The sequence below is a fragment of the Embleya scabrispora DSM 41855 genome, from assembly GCF_000372745.1.
Taxonomy (GTDB): domain Bacteria; phylum Actinomycetota; class Actinomycetes; order Streptomycetales; family Streptomycetaceae; genus Embleya; species Embleya scabrispora.
The window spans coordinates 25,919-48,962 of sequence record NZ_KB889700.1 but is presented as its reverse complement, the minus strand read 5'-3'; the positions used below and the strand labels follow the sequence as shown (position 1 = coordinate 48,962).

17 protein-coding genes are annotated in these 23,044 nt (G+C 72.6%); 11 read left to right on the top strand and 6 right to left on the bottom strand.

The window, feature by feature from the left end; genetic code table 11:
* Positions 1–229: 229 nt before the first annotated feature.
* Positions 230–1,519, bottom strand: a complete 1,290-nt coding sequence (locus A3IC_RS0139330; RefSeq protein WP_020555562.1) for a citrate synthase — start codon at positions 1,517–1,519, stop codon at positions 230–232.
* Positions 1,520–1,812: 293 nt separating this feature from the next.
* On the opposite strand from A3IC_RS0139330, the gene A3IC_RS71750 reads away from it, so the two are divergent.
* The gene (locus tag A3IC_RS71750) at positions 1,813–3,762 is read left to right on the top strand and encodes a protein kinase domain-containing protein (RefSeq protein WP_052174016.1); all 1,950 of its coding nucleotides are present in this window, start codon (positions 1,813–1,815) and stop codon (positions 3,760–3,762) included.
* A 43-nt stretch (positions 3,763–3,805) separates the two neighbouring features.
* Here A3IC_RS71750 and A3IC_RS0139320 read toward each other — a convergent pair whose 3' ends face one another.
* Positions 3,806–5,743: an N-6 DNA methylase gene (locus A3IC_RS0139320; protein ID WP_026219263.1), complete on the bottom strand. Its 1,938-nt coding sequence runs from the start codon at positions 5,741–5,743 to the stop codon at positions 3,806–3,808.
* 244 nt (positions 5,744–5,987) lie between these two features.
* Here A3IC_RS0139320 and A3IC_RS0139315 point away from each other — a divergent pair, with 244 nt between their 5' ends.
* Entirely contained in the window at positions 5,988–6,884 is an 897-nt protein-coding gene (locus tag A3IC_RS0139315; protein WP_158696285.1) for a hypothetical protein, read from the top strand.
* A gap of 150 nt (positions 6,885–7,034) precedes the next feature.
* Here A3IC_RS0139315 and pucL read toward each other — a convergent pair whose 3' ends face one another.
* Entirely contained in the window at positions 7,035–7,928 is an 894-nt protein-coding gene (pucL, locus tag A3IC_RS0139310) for a factor-independent urate hydroxylase (RefSeq protein ID WP_026219264.1), read from the bottom strand.
* Positions 7,929–8,250: 322 nt separating this feature from the next.
* On the opposite strand from pucL, the gene A3IC_RS63265 reads away from it, so the two are divergent.
* The 7 genes from A3IC_RS63265 to A3IC_RS0139270 all read left to right on the top strand — a co-directional run bounded on the left by A3IC_RS63265 (position 8,251) and on the right by A3IC_RS0139270 (position 19,191).
* The gene (locus tag A3IC_RS63265; RefSeq protein WP_020555558.1) at positions 8,251–10,584 is read left to right on the top strand and encodes a serine/threonine-protein kinase; all 2,334 of its coding nucleotides are present in this window, start codon (positions 8,251–8,253) and stop codon (positions 10,582–10,584) included.
* 499 nt (positions 10,585–11,083) lie between these two features.
* On the top strand, positions 11,084–12,478 hold the full coding sequence (locus A3IC_RS0139295) for a hypothetical protein (protein ID WP_026219262.1): 1,395 nt from the start codon (positions 11,084–11,086) through the stop codon (positions 12,476–12,478).
* Between the two features lie 112 nt (positions 12,479–12,590).
* Positions 12,591–13,175: an SUKH-4 family immunity protein gene (locus A3IC_RS0139290; RefSeq protein WP_020555557.1), complete on the top strand. Its 585-nt coding sequence runs from the start codon at positions 12,591–12,593 to the stop codon at positions 13,173–13,175.
* A gap of 60 nt (positions 13,176–13,235) precedes the next feature.
* On the top strand, positions 13,236–14,075 hold the full coding sequence (locus tag A3IC_RS0139285; RefSeq protein WP_026219261.1) for a nucleic acid/nucleotide deaminase domain-containing protein: 840 nt from the start codon (positions 13,236–13,238) through the stop codon (positions 14,073–14,075).
* A 36-nt stretch (positions 14,076–14,111) separates the two neighbouring features.
* Positions 14,112–16,331 (top strand): WD40 repeat domain-containing protein, encoded by a 2,220-nt coding sequence (locus tag A3IC_RS0139280; protein WP_020555556.1) that lies wholly within the window; start codon positions 14,112–14,114, stop codon positions 16,329–16,331.
* 129 nt (positions 16,332–16,460) lie between these two features.
* On the top strand, positions 16,461–17,147 hold the full coding sequence (locus tag A3IC_RS59155) for a WXG100-like domain-containing protein (protein WP_020555555.1): 687 nt from the start codon (positions 16,461–16,463) through the stop codon (positions 17,145–17,147).
* 139 nt (positions 17,148–17,286) lie between these two features.
* A complete protein-coding gene (locus A3IC_RS0139270; protein WP_020555554.1) occupies positions 17,287–19,191 on the top strand; it encodes a propionyl-CoA synthetase in 1,905 nt (634 codons plus the stop codon).
* Between the two features lie 45 nt (positions 19,192–19,236).
* On the opposite strand, the gene A3IC_RS0139265 is transcribed toward A3IC_RS0139270, so the two are convergent.
* On the bottom strand, positions 19,237–20,241 hold the full coding sequence (locus tag A3IC_RS0139265) for a glutamate ABC transporter substrate-binding protein (RefSeq protein WP_020555553.1): 1,005 nt from the start codon (positions 20,239–20,241) through the stop codon (positions 19,237–19,239).
* Between the two features lie 205 nt (positions 20,242–20,446).
* On the opposite strand from A3IC_RS0139265, the gene A3IC_RS0139260 reads away from it, so the two are divergent.
* A complete protein-coding gene (locus tag A3IC_RS0139260; protein ID WP_020555552.1) occupies positions 20,447–20,929 on the top strand; it encodes a hypothetical protein in 483 nt (160 codons plus the stop codon).
* Positions 20,930–21,066: 137 nt separating this feature from the next.
* Here A3IC_RS0139260 and A3IC_RS0139255 read toward each other — a convergent pair whose 3' ends face one another.
* Positions 21,067–21,522, bottom strand: a complete 456-nt coding sequence (locus tag A3IC_RS0139255; RefSeq protein ID WP_026219259.1) for a carboxymuconolactone decarboxylase family protein — start codon at positions 21,520–21,522, stop codon at positions 21,067–21,069.
* Positions 21,523–21,846: 324 nt separating this feature from the next.
* Here A3IC_RS0139255 and A3IC_RS59150 point away from each other — a divergent pair, with 324 nt between their 5' ends.
* Positions 21,847–22,272 (top strand): hypothetical protein, encoded by a 426-nt coding sequence (locus tag A3IC_RS59150; protein ID WP_020555550.1) that lies wholly within the window; start codon positions 21,847–21,849, stop codon positions 22,270–22,272.
* 79 nt (positions 22,273–22,351) lie between these two features.
* Here the strand turns inward: A3IC_RS59150 and A3IC_RS63260 are convergent, their stop codons facing one another.
* Entirely contained in the window at positions 22,352–23,029 is a 678-nt protein-coding gene (locus A3IC_RS63260) for a hypothetical protein (RefSeq protein ID WP_020555549.1), read from the bottom strand.
* Positions 23,030–23,044: the final 15 nt, after the last annotated feature.

The following is a 23,044-nucleotide window of genomic DNA, read 5'->3' as shown; positions in this document are numbered from 1 at the left end:
TACAGTCTCCCGCACCGGGGTCGATCGAGAGCGCTGCACCGCCCACGAGCGACTCCGGCGCGCTTCGGCACGACCACGCCGGGCCGGCCCGCACACTCGGGGCCGGCCCGGCGGCTCGTTCCGCCGCACGGAAGTCGCCCCGGACAAACAAAACGATCTCGGAGTCGAGGGACTCGAACCGTGGTTCGAGGTGTTCGACTCCGAGATCGTTTTCGCGTGTGCTCTGCGGTCAGCGGGCACCGATGGGGGTGTAGTCGCGCAGCGCGACGCCGGTGTACACCTGGCGCGGGCGGCCGATCTTCGCCTTCGGGTCGGCGATCATCTCCTGCCAGTGCGCTATCCAGCCCGGCAGCCGACCGATCGCGAACAACACCGTGAACATCTCGGTGGGGAAGCCCATCGCCCGGTAGATGAGGCCGGTGTAGAAGTCCACGTTCGGGTAGAGCTTGCGCTCGACGAAGTAGTCGTCCGCGAGGGCGCGCTCCTCCAACTGCATCGCGAGGTCCAGCAGTTCGTCCTTCTTGCCCATCCGGGACAGGACGTCGTCGGCGGCCTTCTTGATGATCGTCGCGCGCGGGTCGCGGCTCTTGTACACCCGGTGGCCGAAGCCCATCAGGCGCACGCCGTCTTCCTTGTTCTTCACCTTGTTCACGAACGAGTCGATGTCGCCACCGTCGTTCTTGATCTGCTCCAGCATCTCCAGCACCTGCTGGTTGGCGCCGCCGTGCAGCGGGCCCCACAGCGCGTTGATGCCGGCCGAGATGGACGCGAACATGTTCGCCTGGCTGGAGCCGACCAGTCGCACCGTCGAGGTCGAGCAGTTCTGCTCGTGGTCACCGTGCAGGATGAGCAGCTTGTCGAGCGCGTCCACCACGACCGGGTCGGCCTTGTACGACTCGGCCGGGACCGCGAAGGTCATCCGCAGGAAGTTCTCGACGTAGCCGAGCGAGTTGTCCGGGTAGAGCATCGGCTGCCCGACCGACTTCTTGAACGCGTAGGCCGCGATCGTCGGCAGCTTCGCCAGGAGCCTTATCGCCGACAGCCGAACCTGCTCCTCGTCGAACGGGTTGTGGCTGTCCTGGTAGAACGTGGACAGCGCGGACACCACGGACGACAACATCGCCATCGGGTGCGCATCGCGCGGGAAGCCGTCGTAGAACCGCTTGACGTCCTCGTGCAGCAGGGTGTGCTGGGTGATCTCGTCGCGGAAGTTGTCCAGGGCGCTCGCGGACGGCAGTTCGCCGTAGATCAGCAGATACGCCGTCTCCAGGAACGTGCCCTGCTCGGCGATCTGCTCGATCGGGTAACCGCGGTAGCGGAGGATGCCCTCCTCGCCGTCGATGAAGGTGATCGCCGATTTACACGCGGCGGTGTTGACGAACCCTCCGTCGTAGGTCACCAGCCCCGTCTTGGCGCGAAGTGTCGAGATGTCCACGGCGGTGTCGCCGATGGTGCCCTCGACCAGCGGGAGAGTGTGCTCGTTTCCTTGGTGGCGCAGTACTACCGAGTCCTCGCTCATGGGGGTCCCCTACTTCTCGGCTCAGGCTCCGGCAGCCACCCGGATCGTGTCCGTGCGGTTCCGGTCTTTGTGACATGTGTGCATCAGTACGAATAGCAGGCGCGCGAGGCGACCTCGCAGCCACCTCCCACTCGAGCGACAAACCGTGAGCCGCGTCACCTGACCCAGGGTGGCGGGTCCAGACGCCCGGAGTCATCGTCGCAACAGTGCACGCGTTTGGGCTTCCCGCTACGAGTGTCACCCATGCGGCGCCATGATGAGGGCACACGATCGGGTAGCCGGGGGGACGTTGCGTGACCGATGTCAGGAGACGGGGCCCGGCCCCCCTGGACGCGTACGATCCCCGCCGGATCGGGCCCTACCGGGTGCTCTCCCGACTCGGCCAGGGCGGGATGGCCCGGGTCTTCCTCGGCCTGTCCCCCGCGGGACGCCTGGTCGCGATCAAGACCATCCTGGCCGAGCTGGACCACGACGTGGACTTCCGCCGCCGGTTCGCCCGCGAGGTGCACGCGGCCCGACTGGTCAGCGGGGTGTTCACGGCCGCCGTGGTGGCCGCCGACCCGGAGGCCGCGCGGCCGTGGCTGGCCACCGCGTACGTGCCCGCGCCGTCGCTGCGCGAGGTGGTCGACGAGTGCGGGCCGCTGCCGCCGGACGCGGTGCGCTGGCTGGCCGCCGGCGTGGCCGAGGCGCTCGGCGCGATCCACGGCGCCGGCCTGGTGCACCGTGACCTGGCCCCCGGCAACATCCTGGTCACCCTGGACGGCCCCAAGGTGATCGACTTCGGACTCGCGCTGGCCGAGGACCAGGACACCGTCAATCTGGTCGGCACGATCGCGTACATGGCCCCCGAACAGATCGAGGGCGAGTCCGGCACCGTGCGCTCCGACGTGTACGCGATGGGCGCCACGCTGCTGTTCGCCGGCACCGGCCACGCACCGTACGAGGGCAGCGCGATGCGGGTGATGAGCGCCGTGCGCAACCGCGACCCGGACCTGACCGGGCTGCCGGACGCGCTGCTGCCGCTGGTCGAGTCCTGCCTGCGCCGCCGCGCCGATCGACGCCCGACGCCGGATCGGGTGGTCGCCGACTTCGCCGACCTGCTGACCGGCCGCCGGCGACCGCACGAGGCGGCCACATGGCTGCCGCGCCCGGTGCTCGAACTGCTCCACGAGCACGAGCGGCGGATCGGACGCGGATCGCGGGGGCGCGCCGTCGAGTCGGCCCCGCGCCCCACGCCCGATCCGGAGCCCGCCCGGGCTCCCTCCGCCGAACGCCCGCGCCCGGCCCGACCGGCTGCCCGGCCCACCGAACCCACCGTGGACCGGCCCGCGCCCGCCCCGACCAAGCGCTACACGGAGGATCCGTACGCCCGCACGCCGATGCTCGACCGGATCCGCTACGAGGTGGGCGACACGGGGGCGGCCACCGTACTGGCCTCGTCACTGTCCGAACCGGACCTGCGCCGCTGGCACGCCGTGCTGGCGCCGGTGGTCGGCCCCGCGCTGGGCGCCGGGTACTACGGGCCGCGCCGGTCCGCGGTCCGCTTCGGGACGCTGGGCGGGCGACCGACCCTGATCCGGCGCACCGCCTCGCACGCGCTGGTCCTGATCGCCCCGCCCCGGGCCGAGGTCGGATCGGCCGCGCTCATGGGGCCTCGGCACGCGCTCGCTCTGGGCGCGGCCCCGACCGAGTGGCCCGATCCGGGCCACCCGGGCGGCCGGCCCATGCCCCCGCTCGACCCGGCGGTGCTGCACGCCGAGCAGGCCCGCCGCGGGGTCGGGCTGCGCCTGCGCGCCGGTCGGCATCCCGACGTGCTGACGGACGTCGTCTCGGCGGTGCTCACCCGGCCGGAGGAGACGTTCGCGCTGTCCGAGGCGGACGGGGTGCCCGACCCGGACGCGGTGTTGTGGGGCCTGTGCGACCTGCTCGGCCCGCTGCTCCCGTACCCCCTGTCGCTCTCCACGCTGAGCGCGCCGGAGCCCGCGGACGAGCCCCGGCTGGTGGTCCACCGCCAGTGGCCGGCCGACGAACCGCGGGGCGGCTGGCGGCACCGGATCGTCCCGGGCGAGGAGCTGTATTCGATGGGCGACGTGCACCGTGCCGCCGCCGAGGCCCTGGTGCGCTGCTACACCGGTCCGCACTGGGCCGCCGCAGCGGCCGCCCTGACGCCGCCGGCCCCCTTCCGCTCCGCCGCGCCCGGCGCCCGCTCGCAAGCCGTCCTGCGGGCCCTGGGGAGTCGTTAGCACGGCTCGACGACGCGCCGGCCCGCTCACCCGGCTGTTCCGACTACTCCGGCGGTCGGAGCAGTCCGGCGGTGAGGCCCTCCAGCAGACCCCGGCCCAGGTCCTCGCCGAGCGCCGCCGCGCCGCGCAGGTCGGTCACGAACGCGCGCAGCGCCCGGAAGGTCTCGCCGTACGCGCGCTGCCGAGCGGGCGGCAGCAGCGGGATCTCGATCCGGCGCACGTCGACCCGGACGATGCTGGACCCGTAGCCGGCCCGCTTGGCGTGCGCCGGGTCGGTCAGGAACCCGGCCAGGAACCACGGGTCCAGGGTGGCCGGGTCGGGGCGCAGCAGGTGCAGGTTGGGCCCGAGCACCGCGTCCTGCTCGGCGGCTCCGGCCACCCGGACCGCGCCCGCCCAGCCGCTCTCGCCGCTGCCGAGCAGGGTCGGCACGATCACGTCGCCGGCCCGGATCCGCGGATGTTGCGCCTCGTCCGCCTCGGCCGCGGACAGGCGCGCGCTCGGCGGGACGGCGGCGGCGAGGTCGGTGGTGGTGAGCATCGGCACGGTCGGCCCGGTCGGGCTCTCCTGGCCGGCGCGGCCGGAGCGCGAGGCGCTGCGGTACAGGGTGACCGCGCCGGTGCGGGCCAGGTCGGCGAGTGCGACCGCGCGCCAGGTCGGCGCGCCCGCGTCGGCGGCGGGTACGGCCGGCACCAGTGCGGGGAGCCGGGTGAGCAGGGCGAGCAGACGTTCCCGGGCGTCGTGCACCCGCTCGGCCACGTTCAGGTCGGTGCGTTCGGGCAGGTTGTGCGAGGGGGTCAAGTCGACGTTGTCGTCGAGCAGTTCGATCAGCGGCACGGCGCGGTGTCGACCGGGCACCTCGGTCAGACCGCCCGGGTCGGTGCCGAACTCGCGCCAGGCGTCCACGGTGGCCCGCGCCTCGGCCGGGTCCTCAAGCGCGGCGAACAGCACGTGTGAGGGCATCAGCGCACCCGAGGGCCGTTCCAGGATCCACAGATGCAGGGCGACCCCGAACGGCGGCGCGGCGCCCGCGGGCAGCGCGATCACCGCACGCAGCGCACCCCGGCGCAGCAGTTCGGCCCGGATCCGGCGCCCCGAGCCCCGGGCCGCCACGGCCGGCGGCATCAGCAGCACCACCCGCCCACCGGCGTCGGTGTGGGCGAGCGCGTGCTGGACCCAGGCGAGTTCGGACTCGGTGCGCGCCGGCAGGCCGTATTCCCAACGCGGGTCGTAGGCCAGTTCGTCGTGGCCCCAATTGCGGTCGTTGAACGGTGGGTTGCCCACGACGGTGTCGAACAGTTCGCCGGGCCACGCGTCCGCGCGCAGCGCGTCGCCCTCGGCGATGGCGATGTCGGTGCCCGGTGCCGCGTCCGGGTGCAGCGCGATGCGGGCCCGGACCAGCCGGGCCAGGGCCGGCGCCTCGGTCTGCCCGCGCAGCGTGTGCGCGGACCGCACGAAGCCGAGCAGCAGGTCGCCGTGCGTGGTCGCGGGGTTCAGCACCGAGGTCGCGGATTCGCGCCCCACGCCCGCGAGTTCGGCGATCAGCGCGACGGTGGCCGCGGGGGTGACGCCGCCCGGGCCGGCGGCCGATTCGGCGAATCGGGAATAGAGGTCGGCGAACACCGCGGGCGCTCCGCGGGTGTCGGCCAGGTCGGTCGCGGCGCGCAGCAGCGCGGCGTGCGGACCCTCCGGCGCGGGCGAGCCGGCCAACAGGTGGTCGCCGAGGTCGGCGAGCCGTTCGGGGACGTCGCCCGAGGCGGCGATCATGCGCCACAGGTGCTCCTCGGGGGCGACCTCGGCGATCTTGCCCTGGGCGCGCAACCAGCTCTCCACCTGGGACAGCGCGAAGGTGGGGCTCGCGTCGCTGCCACCCACGGGCCGCGGGAAGTCGTCGAAGCGCCGACGCCAGTTGCTCACGGCGGCGCGTCCGACACCCGCGATGCGGGCGATCTCGGCAGCGGTGACCTGGGGGCTGGTAGGCACCGTCTCCTCCTGATGGCAGGGGTTGTGAACCTTCGCGAGTTAACCACAGGAAGGCGACTTGCCGCGTGAGCGGATTCGCTGTTGACAGCGTTCACAGGCACTGCTTGTATTGACCTCGGCAGCACGGAGCATCGCCGGAAACACCCGCACCGCACTGTCGTCCCACGATCGGCCGTTCGGGCCGACCGACCCGATCGGCGCCGTTCCGGCTCCGACCCCGCAGTGCCACCGAAGGGAATCCCTCATGTCCGCGCTCGCTCCCCGGCCGACCGTCCGTCCGCAGTCCGCTTCGACCGCGACCTCGCGGGGACGGCGCCGCGGCCTGATCACCACCGTGGCCGTCGCCGCGACGATCGCCCTGGCCGGCTCGCTCGCCGCCTGCGGACCGGAGAAGAAGGACGAGGGCAAGGCGGCCAGTGCCACGGTCGAGTCGCCCAAGACCACCGGCGCGGCCGACGTGAGCGCCGCACCCAAGGCCGAATCGCCCAAGGCGAACGACAAGGGGGACGCCAAGGGCGGCGCCGACAAGGCGGCCCAGGACCTGCTGGCCTACCTCAAGACCACCAAGCACGGCGGCCTGGTGTCCGAGGTCCGGATCGCGAAGCAGTACGAGCGCTACGAGGTCACCGTCAACACGACGCTGCCCGCGGAGGTCTCCATCACCGAGGACATCAAGGGTGCGAACGCCCGGATGGACAAGGGACAGAAGCTCGCGGTCGAGGCCATGCAGTGGGTGCAGGACTCCTCGACTCTGACCATCTCCTCGGTATCGGTGCTCGACAAGGAGAAGGGCACCGCCGGCATCGAGAACGGCGCGGAAAAGGACACCGACAAGGCCGGCTCACAGAAGTACGCCGCCGACCTGCTCGCCAAGCTGAAGACCACGACCTACGGCTCGTTGGTCACCAAGGTGCGCATCGCCAAGACCTACACCGGCTACGACATCGCGGTGCTCACCACGCTGCCGGCCGAGGTCTCGCTCTCCGAGAACCCGACCGCCGAGTCCGCCCGGATGGACAAGGGCGGCAAGCTCGCCAACGAGGCGAAGCAGTGGGCCGAGAGCAACACCGCCCGCAAGGTCTCCTCCGTCGAGATCCTCGACGTCGAGAAGGGCACCGCGGGGATCGAGAACCTCGGCTGACCAACGCCGGGCCCCGAAGGGACGACGAAGAACTTTCAGACGAAGAACTTTCATCCGGGGGGATGAGGGGTGGGGACGCGGGGGCGGGGCGCCATTCGGTGCCTCGCCCCCGCGGCGTGCCGGGTGCGGCGTGCGGTGCGCCCTGCCGCGCTACCGCCAGGGCAGGTCGGCGAGCGCCGGCGCCGCGTCGTCGCGCAGGACCGTGCCCTCGATCAGGCCGTACGGCCGGTCCGTCACCTGGTAGACCTCGCCCGCGTTGTGCCCGCCGAACGGACTCGGGTCGACCGGTACGTGGTGCCTGTTCGGCAGTTCCAATCGCACCTCGACCAGACCCTCCCGCTCGGTCAACACCGCCTCCCCCATCGCATACAGGGTCTGTTGCAGGGACAGGCTGTGCGTCTCGGCGAACGTGCGCAGCAACGTGTCGCGGGTCCCGTCGAACGACGCGTCCCAGTCGATCGACGCGCCGTCCTCGTCGCGCCGATGCCGCCAGCACGCGTACACGCTCGTGGCCAGGACGCGGTCCCGGGTCGGCGCCAGCGTGGTGTATCGGTCCGTCAGGAAGCCGTGGAATTCCGACCCGGTGGACTTGAGCACGGAGACGTCCGCCAGGCCCGAGCAGACCTCGGTACCCGCCGGCCCGTGCAGGACACCCGCGTACCGGGAGCCGGCGGCCCGGGTCCACGCGTGCGGATGCGGTCCGCGGGCGCCGGGGATCCGGATCCAGGGATACTCCAGGACGCGCACGCGCGCGGTGTCGATCGGGTCGTACGCGTCGACGAAGTGCCGGGCCAGACGCAGCCCGAACGCCTCGATCGCAGGCAGCGGTTCGTCCTGCGCGAAGGCGTACACCACGCTGCGCATCGTGTCGGTCGGGATCACATGGGCGTTGTCGCCGCGCAGATGGGTGTCGGCGAGGTCGCCGGACAGCGACACGGACACGTTGAGATCGCACAGTTCGTGCTCGGTCGCGGTGATCCGGGTGACCCGGACCAGCCGTACCTCGGCCTTGCCATATCGATTCGGCCCCAGAACGATCGCCATCGGTTGAGCTCCCTCGCCGTGCGGGGTGATGTTGCCGGGTGTCACCGCGTGTTGCGGTGAAGCTAGCCGGGCACGCGGAGCGTGGTCAAAGGCGCGAATCGGGACATGTCCCGGCGATCCGAGGATGCCGCGGCGCCGGCGGCGGAAGATCGACAGAAGGGATACGGGACGTCGACAGGCTCGTCCCGGTCCTCGGTGGGGTCCCGGCTCGAAGGGTAGGCTGCGGCACAGTCCGCGGGGAGGCGAGACAGACAGGGCCGGTGGTATGCCCTGCGGCCGCTCCCTGCCTTGGCACGGCACGTACATGGAGGGGGCGGCAGTCATGGATCCGCTGAAGCCGGGCGATCCCGGGGTTGTCGGGCGGTATCGACTGTCGGCCCGACTGGGGCAGGGTGGCCTGGGGGCGGTGTTCCTCGGGCGCGCGCCGGGCGGTGAGCACGTCACGGTCAAACTCGTGCGGCCGGATCTGGCGTCCGACACGACGTTCGTCGAGCGCTTCCGCAAGGACGTCACGACCGCGCAGGAGGTCGGCGGTACCCACGTCGCGCACGTGCTGGACGCGGACCCGGACGGCACGCCGCCGTGGCTGGTCGTCGAGCACGTTGCCGGCCCGTCCCTGGAGACGGCGGTCGCGGCGCACGGACCGCTTCCGGAACACACGTTGCGGGCGCTCGGCGCGGGGTTGGCCGAGGGGCTCGCGGCGATCCACGAGGCCGGCCTGACGCACCGTGACCTCAAGCCCGCGAACGTGCTGCTCGCGGCGGACGGGCCGCGCGTCGCGGACTACGCGCTGGCCCGGGCGCTCGGTTCGGCCGGGATGACCCGCACGGGCGTCGTGGACGTACCCGGGCTGCCCGCGCCGGAGCAGGTCACCGGCGGCTCCATAGGCCCGGCGATCGACGTGTTCGCACTGGGCGGGGTGCTGTGCCATGCGGCCGGCGTGGCGCCGTTCGGTGCGGGGTCGGTCGCCGAGATCGCGCAGAAGGTCGTGCGCGAGATGCCGGACCTGACGGAACTCCCGGACTGGCTACGCGAGATCGTCGCCGACTGCCTGAAGAAGCGTCCCACGGCGCGGCCTTCGGCGGCCGACCTGGTGGCACGGTTCGCTGCCGCGGATCCGGGCGTGGACTGGCTTCCGGACGACGTGGCCGCACTCTCCGCACGCTCCGCGTCCGCGGGTGTCGACACGGGCTCGGATTCGGGCTCGGATTCGGCTTCCGGTGCCGCCGAGCGGGCGGGCTCGGGCGACGGGGACGAGGCGGAGGACCCGGAGACGGCCGAGGTGCCCGCACCGGCCGCGCCGGCGACCACGGAGCCGGCCGATGCGGACTCGACGCCGGTGGCGACACCGGCGAAGCGAACCGCCGAGGGCCGGGATGCCGAGGCCGAAGACGATGCGACTCCCGTGGCCACGCCCGCCGTGCGCGCGGGCGGGAAGGGCGCCAAGAAGCCGGCGGCGAAGGCCGACGCGGACCGGGACGACAACGTCACGGGCGATGAAGGCGACGCGACCCCGGTGGCCACGCCCGCCGCACGGGCGCCCGGGAAGGGCGCGGGCAAGGCGACCTCGAAAGGCCGCACCGGCAAGGCCGGCGCCGAGGACGACGCGAAGTCGGCCACGCCCGCCGCCGCCGCGAGTGCGGACGAGGCCGACGACGCGACCCCGGTCGCCACACCCGCCGTACGCACGGGCGGGAAGAGCACCAAAAAGCCGGCCGCGACTCCCGGCGCACCGGCCGACGACGACGCGACCCCCGTGGCGACACCGGCCGTACGGACAGGCAAGAAGAGCACCGGGAAACCTGCCGCGACCTCCGACACCCCGGCCGACGACGCAACTCCCGCGGCGAAACCGGCGGTCGGTACGGACGACGATGGCCGCGGTGTGAAGTCGGCTCCCGGGGCGGGCAGGGTCGACCCCGACGCGGACGCGACGACTCCCGTGGCGACGCCCGCCGTTCCGATCGGCAAGGACGACGACGCGCCGGCCGCCGACAAGCCCGCGGCCAAGGAGCCCTACGACGGCGGCGCGCCGGTCCGGGTACCGGCCATCCGGCGCGGCACCGCCGCCGAGACCGTCAAGGTCGCCCGGGACCCGGACTCCCCCGCGCCCGGCGGCACCGACGACGAGACCGTCAAGGTCGCGCACGGGCCGGGCGTGCCCGCGCGCGGACGCACCGACGACGAGACCGTCAAGGTCGCCCACGGGTCCGCGGCGCCGGCGCCGCCGCGCCTGAACGCGTGGGACGAGATGCTTCCCGCCGCCCCGCCGATTCCGGCCGGTGCGCCCGTCGCCGCCGCGCCTCAGGCGTCGCCGCTCCCGACCGGTACGCCGTTCCCGCCGGCTCCCGGGCCGGCAACCGACCCACGGCCGGCCAACCCGGTGATCTGGCACGCGGTGATCGCGCTCCTGGGGGTGACCGCCGTCGGAATAGGGCTGTTCCGACTCACCGACTCCGCGTGGCGCGAGGCGCAGAACGTCGTCCTGGGCGTCATCCTGCCCGGCATCTCGGTGTTGGCGGGCCTGGCCGGCCTGGCCGCCCTGGTGTCGGCCGTACTCGCCGTACGCGGCAAGGCGGCGGCCGGCTCACCACCCTCCCCCGGCACGGCCCCCGCCGCCGAACACACCCCGGCCGGGGCGGACCAGGCGCGATAGCCGCCGACCACACGCACCCGGTCTCACCCAGGGCCCGCCGGCCGTCCGGCGGGCCCGACCGCTTCGCGTCGACTGCCGCAACGCGGGCCGACGCCTCGGTGGATGTGGACGCCCCGTAGCCGAGGCCACCCCGGTCGGTGCGATCGCCGACACCCGCCCGGTACGTGCACGCCCCGCCGAGGCGCCCGCCTCGGCGAACACGCCTCCGGCGTGCCCGGGGCTCCCGCTCGCCCGACGCGGGCGCGGCGTCCGTCGCGGCCGGGCTCCACGACGAGGGAAGCCCCGCGAACTTCCCTGCGCTTTGCATTACTTGACTCGATTCCGGTTGGCCTCGCCGGGCACCGAACGTAGGTTTGGCAGCGTCGTTCGGTCACTACGGGGGTAGTTCGTGCGGCGGCCCGATCGGGCTCTTCCGCGCACGAGCGCACCTCGGCGGGTTGCGTCCGCCTCCTCCCGGAGCGTCGAACGCGCGCGACGGCCTACGGGGAGGCGATCGGCGATGAGCAAGACGCACAAGGGTCCGAAGGGCGGCGATTCGGGCAACGGACACGACGCGCCCGGCGCATCGAAGCCGGGCGACGCGCCGGCGGCCGTGCCCAAGGCGCCCAAGCGGCCCGGTACCACCGACACCTCGGGCAAGCCCGGCGGTACACCGCCCACGGACGGCGGCGCACCCGGTGGCAAGCCCGTCGGCCCGCCACCCACCGGCACCAACGGGTTCAAGCACGTCCCGGAGCACGTCGAGTCCGGCGCCCGAGGCATCGACGCCTCCGCCGCCCGGATCGAGGCCGCGCACACCAAGTTGACCGGCGTGCTCCAGGCCAAGGGCTCGTTCTGGAACAAGGACAGCCTCGGGCAGACCTTCGGCAAGGTCTTCGAGCCGTTGTCCACCGGCCACTCCCGCGCCGGCGGCGCGCTCCAGCAGGCCGTGGCCAAGACCGCCGGCAATGTGCGCACGAGCGCCAAACGCACGACCGCGACCGAGGAGGAGAACCTCAAGCGGTTCGGGAAGCGGATCGGCGGCCCGGACCCGAGGAAACCCGGCGGCGGCGACAGCCCGACCGGCGCGGGTGACGGCAAGAACCCGGGCGGGTCCGGTCAGGGTCGGCCCGGGCAAGGTCGCACACCCGTGTACTTCGTCGACGAGGACGGCCGGGTCCATCAACTGGTCGACGGCAAACTCGTCCCGGTCCGACCCGGCGGCAATTCCGGTATCGACCGGGTACTGAATCCGGACGGCACGATAAAGGTCAACATCAAGACCGACAAGGACGGAAATCCCGAGGTCACTCCGCGCGGCAAACCGAAACGTGTGCCGGTGCCCGGCGGCAAGGGCCGCTACGACAAGTACGCGAAGGAAGAACAGAACAACACCGGAAATCCCACTCCGCGCACCCCCGTGCAATCACAGCCCCTGCAACAGCCCACGGACCTGTCCCAAGCCGTCGAGGACGTGCGCCGGGCACAGAGCGACTACGGCGGCAACAACTACGCCTCGCTGCATTACCAGGATCCCTCCGGACGCAGCGGCGATTTCATCCTGGTGGGCAGCAGCGGCAACAACGGCGGGCACTCCGAGCGGGCGATCGGCCTGCCGATGGTGCACAACGGCATGCAGAACGACGTGACCCGGCTCTATACCGAGCGGGCACCGTGCCAGCCCTTCCCCAAGACCGGTGGCGCCGGGTGTGACATCTGGGTGGACATGCACCTCAACGGCAGCGGCCGAAACGCTCCGTTGGAGGTGAGCCACGTCGCCGACTTCGATTCGCGCCGGCTCGACGGCGCGGACCGCAACGGCCCCTTCAACCTGTACATGCACGACCTGCAGCAGCAGCACGCCGCGGGCAACACCGGCCCGCTGGCCGGTGTATACACGTACCAATATCCGTAGGGATCCGCAGACTCGAAGCCGCCGGAACGGCGGCAGGCGGTTCGAAAGGCCGGGCAGGCGGCCGGTAGGCCCGGGAGAGGGCCGAAGGCGCCGGACACAGCTGGAGTGATTCATGATCTTCGACATCGACCGCCGCGGCCTGCTGGAGGTCTTCCCCGAGGACCGGGTGGTGCGCGCCTCGCGTGCCGAGCTCGCCGAGGTCCCGGGACGGGTCGAGGACCTGGACTTCCTGTGCGACGTGGGGATCCCGCAGGGGCTGTTCCAGATGGCCCCGGCCCTGGCCGGCGAACCGGGCGCGCGGGCGTCGCGCCTGCTGGACCTCGGCGACCCGGACGACGGGGTCGATCTGCCCGAACTCGACGGCGTCGGTCCGGTGCTCGTGCTCGGCGGAATCCAACAGTGGTACATCTTCCTCCAGCTGAAGACCGGCCGGATCCATGCCTTCGCGGACGGCGGATCGGAGTACTGCGAGATCAACGGCGACCTCTCCTCGTTGTGCACGATGCTGTGTCTCCTGTGGACGCGGACCCCGCGCACGCGACCCGGGAGCACGGGCCCGGGCAACGAGGAGTACCGGCGCGTCGCGGACTCGATTCGGGCCCGGATCGAGCCGCTGGATCCGATTCCCTTCCGCGGCGAAAGCCTGTGGATTCCCTATTTCGGTTCGTACATCGACGGCCTGTATCCGCTGCGCTGATCGCGCGGACATCGAGCCGTACCTCGGGCCCGCCGTCGAAAGAGAGATACTCGAATCACCATGGACTCCGACCTCTCCGCCGCCCTCCGTCAACGCTTCGGCCGGGACGGACTGCGCTTTTCGAGTTCGCCGCAACTCGCCGGTGTGCCGATGCCCGTGCAGGTCGGCGCGTACTTCATCGGCGCGGACGACGAACATCCCGTCACGCTCGGGGCGTTCGCCGACGCGGTCGGGGAGTCGCTGCCCGATCCCGCGGTGCGTGAGCGGGTCCGGCTCGGCACCGATCAGGGCGCGGAGATCTACGTCGCCGCCGACGGCTCGGTCCGGGCCCTGTTCCTGGGCGTCGATCTGCCGGAGATGCCCGTCGCGAGCAGCGTGGAGGCGTTCGCCGCCGGGCTGCTGACGCTCGATCAGGCGTTGCCCCGGATCGCCGCGGTGGACGAGCCGGTCGAGGGCTTCCCGCTCTTTCGCGACTTGCGCGAGGAACTGCTCGCGCTCGACCCGGCCGCGTTCGCCGAGCGGGAGGCGTGGTGGCCTCGGGTGCTGGACGATGTGCGGCTCCCACTGAACATCGCCGGCTCGGCCGCGTTCGAGGTCCTGGACGCGGACGGGAACAGGCAGATCGTGACCGAGGTGTCCCGGCCGGGACTGCCGCACCCCGAGGAACTGCTGTGGTACCGCCTGTCGGCCGGGGGTGTGCCGGCCGGGGACGTCCTGCGGGTGTACTGCGAGCTGGAGCCGTGCCTGATGCCCGGCCACTACTGTGCGCTGTGGATGGGCCGACTGTTTCCCGACGCCGAGTTCACCCACAGCTTCGGCTACGGGGAGAGCGCGCAGTCGCGGGAGGACGGCGTCCGGGCCCTGATGACACACGTCGCGGAGCAGGCCGACAATCGCTGACCGGTCAGCGGCACCACGAATCGGGGGACGGAAACCGTGGTCGACAACGACGGGCATCGACTGCCGCACATGGGCGCCGGCCGGCACCTGGCCGCCCGCGCGCTGCTGGGCTGGCTGGACGACGAGCGGTCACCCCGCCTGTGCCTGGTCGGCGGCTCGTCGGGTTCGGGCAAGTCGCACCTGCTGGCCTGGTTGTACGCCGCCACCGCCACGGACGACACCCCGCCCGCCCGCCGACTGCACGCGTTCGTGCCGGCCGCCGGCCTCACCGTGCCCGGCGTCGTCGCGGAACTGGCCGCCCACCTGGGCGTCGCCGCCCGCACGCCCCGACAACTGATCGCCGCGGTGGCGCTCGACCCCCGACGCACGGTGATCGCGGTCGCCGACCCGGACCACGCCGGCCTGCCCGGCCTGCCCGGCGAAGGCGCCCGGATCGTCGCCGAGTTACTCGACCCACTGCTCCGACTTCCGCACGTACGACTCCTGATGGAGTGCGCCGGGCCGGACACCCGGGCAGCGTTCGGCGGCGTCGCCGCGCCCGCCGCACTGAACCTGGACGAACCCCGCTGGACCCATCCCGGCCGATTCGAGCGCTGGTACGCCGAACTCGCGACCGGTTCATCCCTCACGTCGCCGTTCGGCGCCGACGCCGCCTTTCCGCATCCCGGACTGGCCCGACTGGCCGCCCGCGTGGACGGGGCGCTGTCGCCCGCCCCGCCGAACGACAACACTCCCGGCGGCCTGCCGGAGCGGGCGGCAGGGATCCACCAGACCTGGTGGGCGACCCTGCCCGAGGACGTGCGCTCGGCCGTGGCCGCGTTGTTCGGGCTCGACCTGCCGCTCTCGGCCCACCAGTGGGAACGGGCACTGACCGCGCTGTACCCGGCGGCCGACCCCGGGACCGCCGCCGCGACGATCGAACACGCGACACGCGTGTTCCCCGCGGTGTTCGAGGGGGGCGATACGTGGGCGCTGCCGGCCGGGCCGCTCGCCGAGTTCGTGCTCGGGCAACGCCCGGAGAGCGCCGGCCCCGACCGCCCGGGCCGGGTACACACCGCGCTGCGGCACGCGGCGGACGCCGGCATCACCGACCTCGCGGGACTGTACGACGCGGGCGAGGAGCGCATCTCGGCGATCCTGGCGCACAGCGTGCGGATCGGCGACGCCGCGGCGCTGGCCGCCGACCCGGTCGTACAGGCGCTGGCCCGGCCGCAGACGGTGGCCGGTGCCCTGGTGGCCACGGGGCAGTGGGCGCAGCCCGCCCAGGCCGCGTTTCGCGGCGCGTTCGGCACGCTGCTCGGGCAACCCGCGCCGGCGGCCCGCGCGGCGCTGCTCGCGGTGCACCGGCTCGGCCGCGACGACGCGGCCGCGCGCATGCTCACCGAGCGCTCCACGTCGCCGGGCTGGCGGGCCGAGTGGGCCCGCTGGGGCGAGGGCGACACACACCGCCCGGACCGCTGGCCGGGGCCGGCGGCGGCGGCGACCGCGGGCCGCGGCGGCCTGGCCGGTCGGGTGCTGCTGGTCGACGACACCGGCGTGATCCGTACCGTCGCCGGCGCCGACGGCACGATCACCGGCCGCGTAGTCGCCGGCTCCGGGCCGCTCCCGCTGCGCGCCCTCGCGAGCACCTACGGCGGCCGGGTCACCACGCTGAACCGGTGGGGCGGCGTGGACGTCCTCGACGCCGCCTACCACGGCCCGCGCGGCGCCTTGGAGGCCGCCTTCCAGCGGCTGGTCAACACATGCGGGGCCGAGTTGACCGTGCTGTGCGCACACCCGCTGCCGGCGGTCGGCGACGTCGACGGCGGCGTCTGGTGCCACGGTTCGCCGCCGGGCGTGCCGGGCGGTGAGCCACCCCCGCGCGGGGTGTTGTCCGCGCCGCTGCACACCGGCCCGGTCACCGCACTCGCGGCGGTGCGCACCGGCGCGGACGGCGAGCCGCCGCTGCTGCTCAGCGGCGGCCGGGACGGCCGGGTGCGGATGTGGAGCCCGGGCGCGGACCCGGCCACGGACCCGCTCGACGCGCGGGCGACCGCGGTGACCGCGCTCGCCTGCGAACGGACCACCGAGGGCCTGCTGATCGCGGCGGCCTGGGCGGACGGTCTGGTCCGGCTGCGCCGACCGGGCGACGACACGGCCGTCGATCTGAACCTGGGCGCGCCGGTGACCGGGATCGCCGTGGCGGTGCAGGGATACATCGTGCTGGGCATGGCCGACGGGGTGCTCGGGCTGCGCCTGGAACGCCCGCCACGGTGACGGCATTTCGCCCGGCGCTGGATCCGGCGCGCGGATGCCGCGTAGGGATGTACCGGATCCGGAACAGGCGTAACGTCGAGACGGCGCGCCCTCCGGTTCGGGCGTGCGCGACGACGACGGGGGTCGATTGTGGGCATCACCATACCGGGCTATCTGGACACGGCGTTGGACGTCATCGGGGTGGACTGGCCCAACCTCGACGAGGACGAGTTCAAGGAACTGGCCCAGGCTTACCGCGAGTTCGCCGACGAGATCGACGAGGCCAGAGCCGACGGGAAGAACGGCGCGGCCTGGATCCTGTCCGGCACCAGCGGGATGGCCGCCGAGGCGTTCGAGGCACACTTCGGCAAGCTGAACAACGAGCACCTGCACGACCTGGCCGAGGGCGCCCGAATGCTGGCCAAGGCGTTGGACGCGGCGGCGGTGGTGATCGAGGTCGCCAAGGGCAGAGCGATCGCCCAACTGATCATCCTGGCCGAGGCGATCGCCGCGGCGGCGACAGCCGCCACCTTCACCCTCGGCCTGTCCGCGATCGCCGGTCTCGCCGAGGTGGGCATCGTGCGCACCGCGGTCAAACGCATCTTCAAGGAACTGGAAGAGGAGCTCATGGCGCGCGTCGTCGAGATCGCCACCGCGCCCGCCGTGGCCGCGCTCGAGGGCACGGCCAACGAACTGCTGTCCCAACTCGTGGAGAACGAACTCGGCGCCCGCGACGGCTACGACGTCGACGCCGCGATCGACGCCGGCAAGCAGAGCGGACAGGACGCGATGCCGACGGTGTCCGATATCACCACGGCGTTGAACCCGGTGGCCTGACCGGGCGGCGGGGCTTCACACGCCGGTACGCCCGCCTTGACTTCGTGCCGCCGCGTCGGGATCCTGCCGGCGGGCGGCACGGTCACCCGGTGCCGTCCGCCGCCGGACGCGGCGCCAGGACTACCGGGAGGAACCGCGAATGAGCCGCGACACCGGCGGGGCGTACCAGCGGGCCCATCGGCGCAGCCTGGAGGATCCGGACGGCTTCTGGCTGGAGGCGGCCGCCGCGATCGACTGGGTGACAGCGCCCACCCGGGCGCTGGACGCGAGTGCCGCGCCGCTGTACCGCTGGTTCCCCGACGGCACGCTGAACACCTGTTTCAACGCACTGGACCGGCACGTCGCGGGCGGGCGCGGCGCGCAGGCCGCGATCGTGTACGACTCACCGGTGACCGGGACGCGGCGCACCCTGACTTACGCCGAACTGCTGAATCTGACCGCCCGCTTCGCGGGCGTGCTGCGCGGGCTCGGGGTGGGCCGCGGCGATCGGGTGGTGCTCTATCTGCCGATGGTGCCCGAGGCCGTGGTGGCGATGCTGGCCTGCGCCCGGCTCGGCGCGGTGCACTCGGTCGTCTTCGGCGGCTTCGCCGCGCACGAATTGGCGGTGCGGATCGACGACGCCCGCCCCAAGGTCGTGGTGGCCGCGTCCTGCGGAATCGAGCCGACCCGGACGATCGCCTACAAACCGCTCGTGGACGCGGCCCTGGCCCAGGCGAGCCATCGGCCCGAGCGCGTCGTGGTGCTGCAACGGCCGCAACTGGTCGCCGAATTGACCGAGCGGGACCTGGACTGGGACACCGCGATGGCCACGGCCGAGCCCACCGAGTGCGTGACCGTCGCGGCGACCGACCCGCTGTACATCCTCTACACCTCCGGCACCACCGGGCCGCCCAAGGGCATCGTGCGCGACAACGGCGGTCACGCGGTCGCGCTGCGCTGGTCGATGGAGAACGTGTACGGCGTGCGCCCCGGCGAGGTGAGCTGGACCGCTTCCGACGTCGGCTGGGTGGTCGGCCACTCGTACATCGTCTACGCGCCGCTGTTCACCGGCTGCACGTCCGTGCTGTACGAGGGCAAACCGGTGGGCACGCCGGACGCGGGCGCGTTCTGGCGGGTGGCCGCCGAGCACCGGACGACCATGCTGTTCACCGCGCCGACCGCGTTCCGGGCGATCAGGAAGGAGGACCCGGACGGCGAACTGCGCGCCGGACACGATCTCTCCGCGCTGCGCACGCTGTTCCTGGCGGGCGAACGGCTCGATCCGCAGACCTACCGGTGGGCCGGTGACCTGCTCGGCATCCCCGTGGTGGACAACTGGTGGCAGACCGAGACCGGCTGGCCGATCGTGGCCGACCCGATGGGCTTGGAACCGCACCCGACCAAACCCGGTTCGCCGACCCTTCCGGTGCCCGGCTACGACGTGCGGATCCTGGACCCGCAGGGCGCGGAGGTGCCGCCCGGTGTGGACGGCGCGGTGGTGCTCAAACTGCCCATGCCGCCCGGCACGCTGACCACGCTGTGGGGCGACGACGAGCGCTACATCGCGTCCTACCTGAGCGCCTACCCCGGCTACTACCTCAGCGGCGACGGTGGGCGCAAGGACGAGGACGGCTACGTGTACGTGATGGGCCGCACCGACGACGTGATCAACGTCGCCGGCCACCGGCTGTCCACCGGTTCGATGGAGGAGGTCCTGGCCGCCCACCCGGACGTGGCCGAGTGCGCGGTGATCGGGGTGGCCGACGAACTCAAGGGTCAGGTGCCGCGCGGTCTGGTCGTGCTCAAGGCCGGCGTGCACCGGGAACCGGCCGAGGTGTCCGCCGAGTTGGTGCTCCGGGTCCGGGACACCATCGGCGCGGTCGCGGGGTTGCGTCGGGTGGACGTGGTGCCCGCGCTGCCCAAGACCCGGTCGGGCAAGATCCTGCGCCGCACGATGCGCGACATCGCGGACGGCGGGCACCCCGAACCGCCGTCCACCATCGAGGATCCGAGTGTGCTGGACAGCCTGCGGCCGACCCTGACCGGCGAACGGACGAACGACTGAGCGGGCGAACGGCGGCGAACCGGTCGGCCGGCGGCCGGTGATCGCTCAGCCGACGTAGTGCGCGCGCGGCGGCGACTGCGGACCCAGCGGCCCGGCCAACCACGTGTCGTACAGCCGCTGCCACGAGCCGTCCCGCTTCATCCGCTCCAGCAGCCCGTTGGCGAATCGCACGAAGTCCTGGTGCGCCAACGGGAAAGCCATCCCGTGCGGTTCGTCACTGAAGGCCGGTCCGACCACGTCGGTGTCGGAGTCCTGCGCCTGAAGTCCCCGAAGCAGCGCGGAAGTGGTCGAGACCGCGTCCACCTCGCCCTGCTGCAACCCGACCAGGCAGTCCGTCCAGTTCTCCACCGCGTACGGCAACACTCCCGCCGGGTTGTCGCGCAGGAACACGATCGAGGTGGTGGCCCGGACCGTGCACACCCGCTTCCCACGCAGATCCGCGAGACTGCGCACGCCCGAGTCGGTCCGGACCAGGACCCGCTGGCCGTCGGTGTAGTAGTCGCTGCTGAAGGCCACTTGCAGCTTGCGGTCACACGTGATGGTCATCGTGTCGACCACCACGTCCACGGCGCCGGCCCGCAGCACATCGGGCCGCTGGGCCTGGGTGATCACCTTGTACCGGATGCGCGCGGGGTCGTCGGCGCCGCCGAAGACGGCCCGGGCCAGGGCCTTGGCCATCTCGATGTCGAAGCCCTTGATCAGGCCGCTGTGCCGATCCGACTCGGCGAAGAACCGGGTGTTTTGGTCCACGCCGACGATCAGGTAGCCGCGCTTGTGAATGGCGTCCATCGTGGACCCGACGGGCATCTGCCCGGGAGGGGGCAGGGTGGTGGGCGGGGTGAGGCTCTCGCGCGGATCGCAGGGCGCGGCGACGGACGGCTTGGGGTAGTCCTCCGGCGTGGCCGGGTGGGCGCCGGAGATCACCGGGTCGGCGACGGGAGACGCCGCTTCGCCCGGCCGGCGGCTCGACCCGCCGGAGCACGCGACCAGGGTCGCGGCCAGCACGACCGCCGAGGCGGTGGTCGCGATTCGACGGGATCTCCGGTGCATGCCGCCCCCTCGGTGCCGGTGCGCGCATCGACGAAGTGGTCGCCGCGGGGATCGCCGGACCCGTCCGACATTCGCCCGACATCCGCCCGTTTGATGGTCCGCGCTGACGAAGTCCTCCGAGTATCGGCCGACTCCGGCTGAAATCCGGGGGGATTGCACAAAGAATGGGGGCTTCCCTCAACCGTGTCGATCAGGACGGAAGCACGTGACGAGCTATGGCATCACGGGCCACATCAATATCTCGGCCGGCACCGTGCCGCTGGTCGACCGGGCCATCCGAGACCTGCTGGCGGGGGCCGCGCCGGAGGAGCTCGTTGGCTACAGCTGCCTCGCGGCCGGCGCGGACGCGATCTTCGCCCGAGCCGTGCTGGACCTGGGTGGTCGGCTGGTGGCGCTGCTGCCCTCGGCCGACTACGGCGACGCCAAGGTCGGCCCGCACTACCGCGCGAGTTTCGACCAACTGGTCGCGGCTGCCGCCGAGGTCCGGGTGATGCCTTTCCGCCGAGCGTCCGCCGATGCCTACGCGGCGGCGAACGAGGCGCTGTTGGCGGCGGTCGACGTGGTGTTCGCGGTCTGGGACGGGCAGCCCGGCCGCGCGCGTGGCGGTACCGCCGAGGTGGTCGGGAAGGCGCGCTCGGCAGGCAAGCGGGTGCACGTGGTGTGGCCCACGGGAGCCGCCCGCGGTTGAGTCGGAGGTCGAACCGATGGCCGGCGGTGGACTCGGGGACGTCGCCGGAGACCGAGCGGCACCAGGACACCTGGGACGGTTCGGTCTCCGGGCCGACCGGCATGGCCCCGGTCCACGCCTGCTCGGCGGCGGTGCGTCTACCAGGCGCCGCCCGCGATCTGTCGGGTGGCGAGGTTGATCCGGTTCCAGACGTTGACGGTGGCGATGGACAGCAGGAGGGCGCCGAGTTGCTGCTCGTCGTAGTGCTTGGCGGCCTCGTCGTAGATCGCGTCCGGGATCGGGTCGCTGGTGTCGGCGACCCGGGTGACCGCCTCGGTCAGCGCGAGGGCCGCACGCTCGGCATCGTCGAAGTACGGGGCGTCGCGCCAGCCGGCGACGGTGTCGATGCGCTCGTCCGACTCGCCGGCCTTGCGCAGGTCGCGGGCGTGCATGTGGACACACACGCTGCAGCCGTTGATCTGGCTCGCCCGCAGGTTGGCCAGTTCGAGGGTGACCTTCGGGACGCCCGCCTGGGCGGTGGTGGTGCCGAGGGCGATCAGCGCCTTCATCGCGCCCGGAACGACCATCGCGGGGTTGCCCATACGTGCTTCCATGACTGTGCTCCTTGTGAGGTGGTCTCCACCGGCGGGCCGGTCTCCCGGCCTGCGGCTGCGGGCCCTCGTTCCCGGGCCTACACAGCACTGACGGAACGCGCCGCGAATGTGTGACGCCTGCTCGGAAAGTCTTTCTTCGGTGCCGTCGCCGCGGTCGGCGCCGACGCGTGCGCGCCGATGTCGCCGGGTGACTGGACGCCGCCGGTGCACGGGTGAGAGCGTCGGCTGCCGGGAGCGCCCGAGGAGCCGGCGTCCGCCGCGAATCCCGGCTCCCGATCGCGTTCCCGGCAGGCCCGGCGGCGCACGCCGAAACGGAGGCACGCGATGACCGCGCCCGGTTCGTCGGAATGGCCGTCCGAAACCGTTCTGGAGCCGCTACGGCGCCACCTCAGGTATCCGTCGAGCGAGTTCTGGATCGGCCCCGGGTGGTACCAACTCGCCCTGCGCTGCCATGAGGTGCTGGTGGCCGAGTTCCCCGACTACGTACTCTTCGCCGTCAAACAGAAGTGGGCGGCCCTGGTCGTCCAGGCCGATCCCCGGCCGTCGACGCCCAACGGCGCCGACTGGACCAAGGAGGAGGCCGGCCGGCTCCGCGCCGTGACAGCGGAGTTCGATCGCCTTTCCCGTGCCGTTTGCGAGAGTTGCGGCCGCCCCGGCACGCTGCGCGGCACCCGACACCTGCGCCTGACGCTGTGCGACGACTGTGAGACGGCGGTGCCGCCCGGGGGTCTTTGGCGGGCCGCGCCCTGACGCACCGGCGCCGGCGTCCGCGCCCCGTTCACGCCCCTCCCCCCGCTCCCTTCCGTTCGCACCCCGCCCGTTCGCGTCGCTACAGGCGGTCGTACCAGCCGGGATGGCTGTTGTGCAGGGCGGCCAGGGCCAGGAGTACGCGGCCGTCCACGTGGCCCGGTGGAAGTTCGTACGAGTCTGTGGTGCCGACGCTGCCCAGGTATTCGAACACGCGCCTGCCGTCGTGGCGCCAGATCGTGCGCAGAGGCAACCTCGGGGCCTTGCCGCCGAGTACGGCGACGGCCATCATCAGGCCCCACAGCGGCGACAGCGCCCACCACGCGATCCAGCCGAAGGTGGTGCCCTTGGCCGCGTGCAGTGTGGGGCCCTCGGCCGGGCGAATCGTCCAGGACGTGCGGCGCAGCCGGCGGATGCTGCCCTGTTCACGATGCACGGTCGCCAGGTGTTCGCCGGCCGGGCCGGTGATGCTGTAGACCGCGTAGTCGGCGGCGGCGGAGTACGTGCCCACCGCCGCGATCCGCCGGCGGCGGGCCCGGTCGGCCCACAGGATCAGGTGGCGCGAGGGGGAACTGCCCATGCCGTCGGTGGGCGCCGCGTCGATGTACGCGATGTCCTCGTAGTGCCGTTCGCCCTGCGGGCGGGCCCGGACGATCGGGCCGACCCACGTGTGTTCGGGAACGTCCCTGGCTTCATCAGCCTGGAGCGCGCGGCGTACCTCGATTGCGGCACCCGCGCCGGTGTGAAGCGCGACGGTCATGTGCGTCCAGAGTTC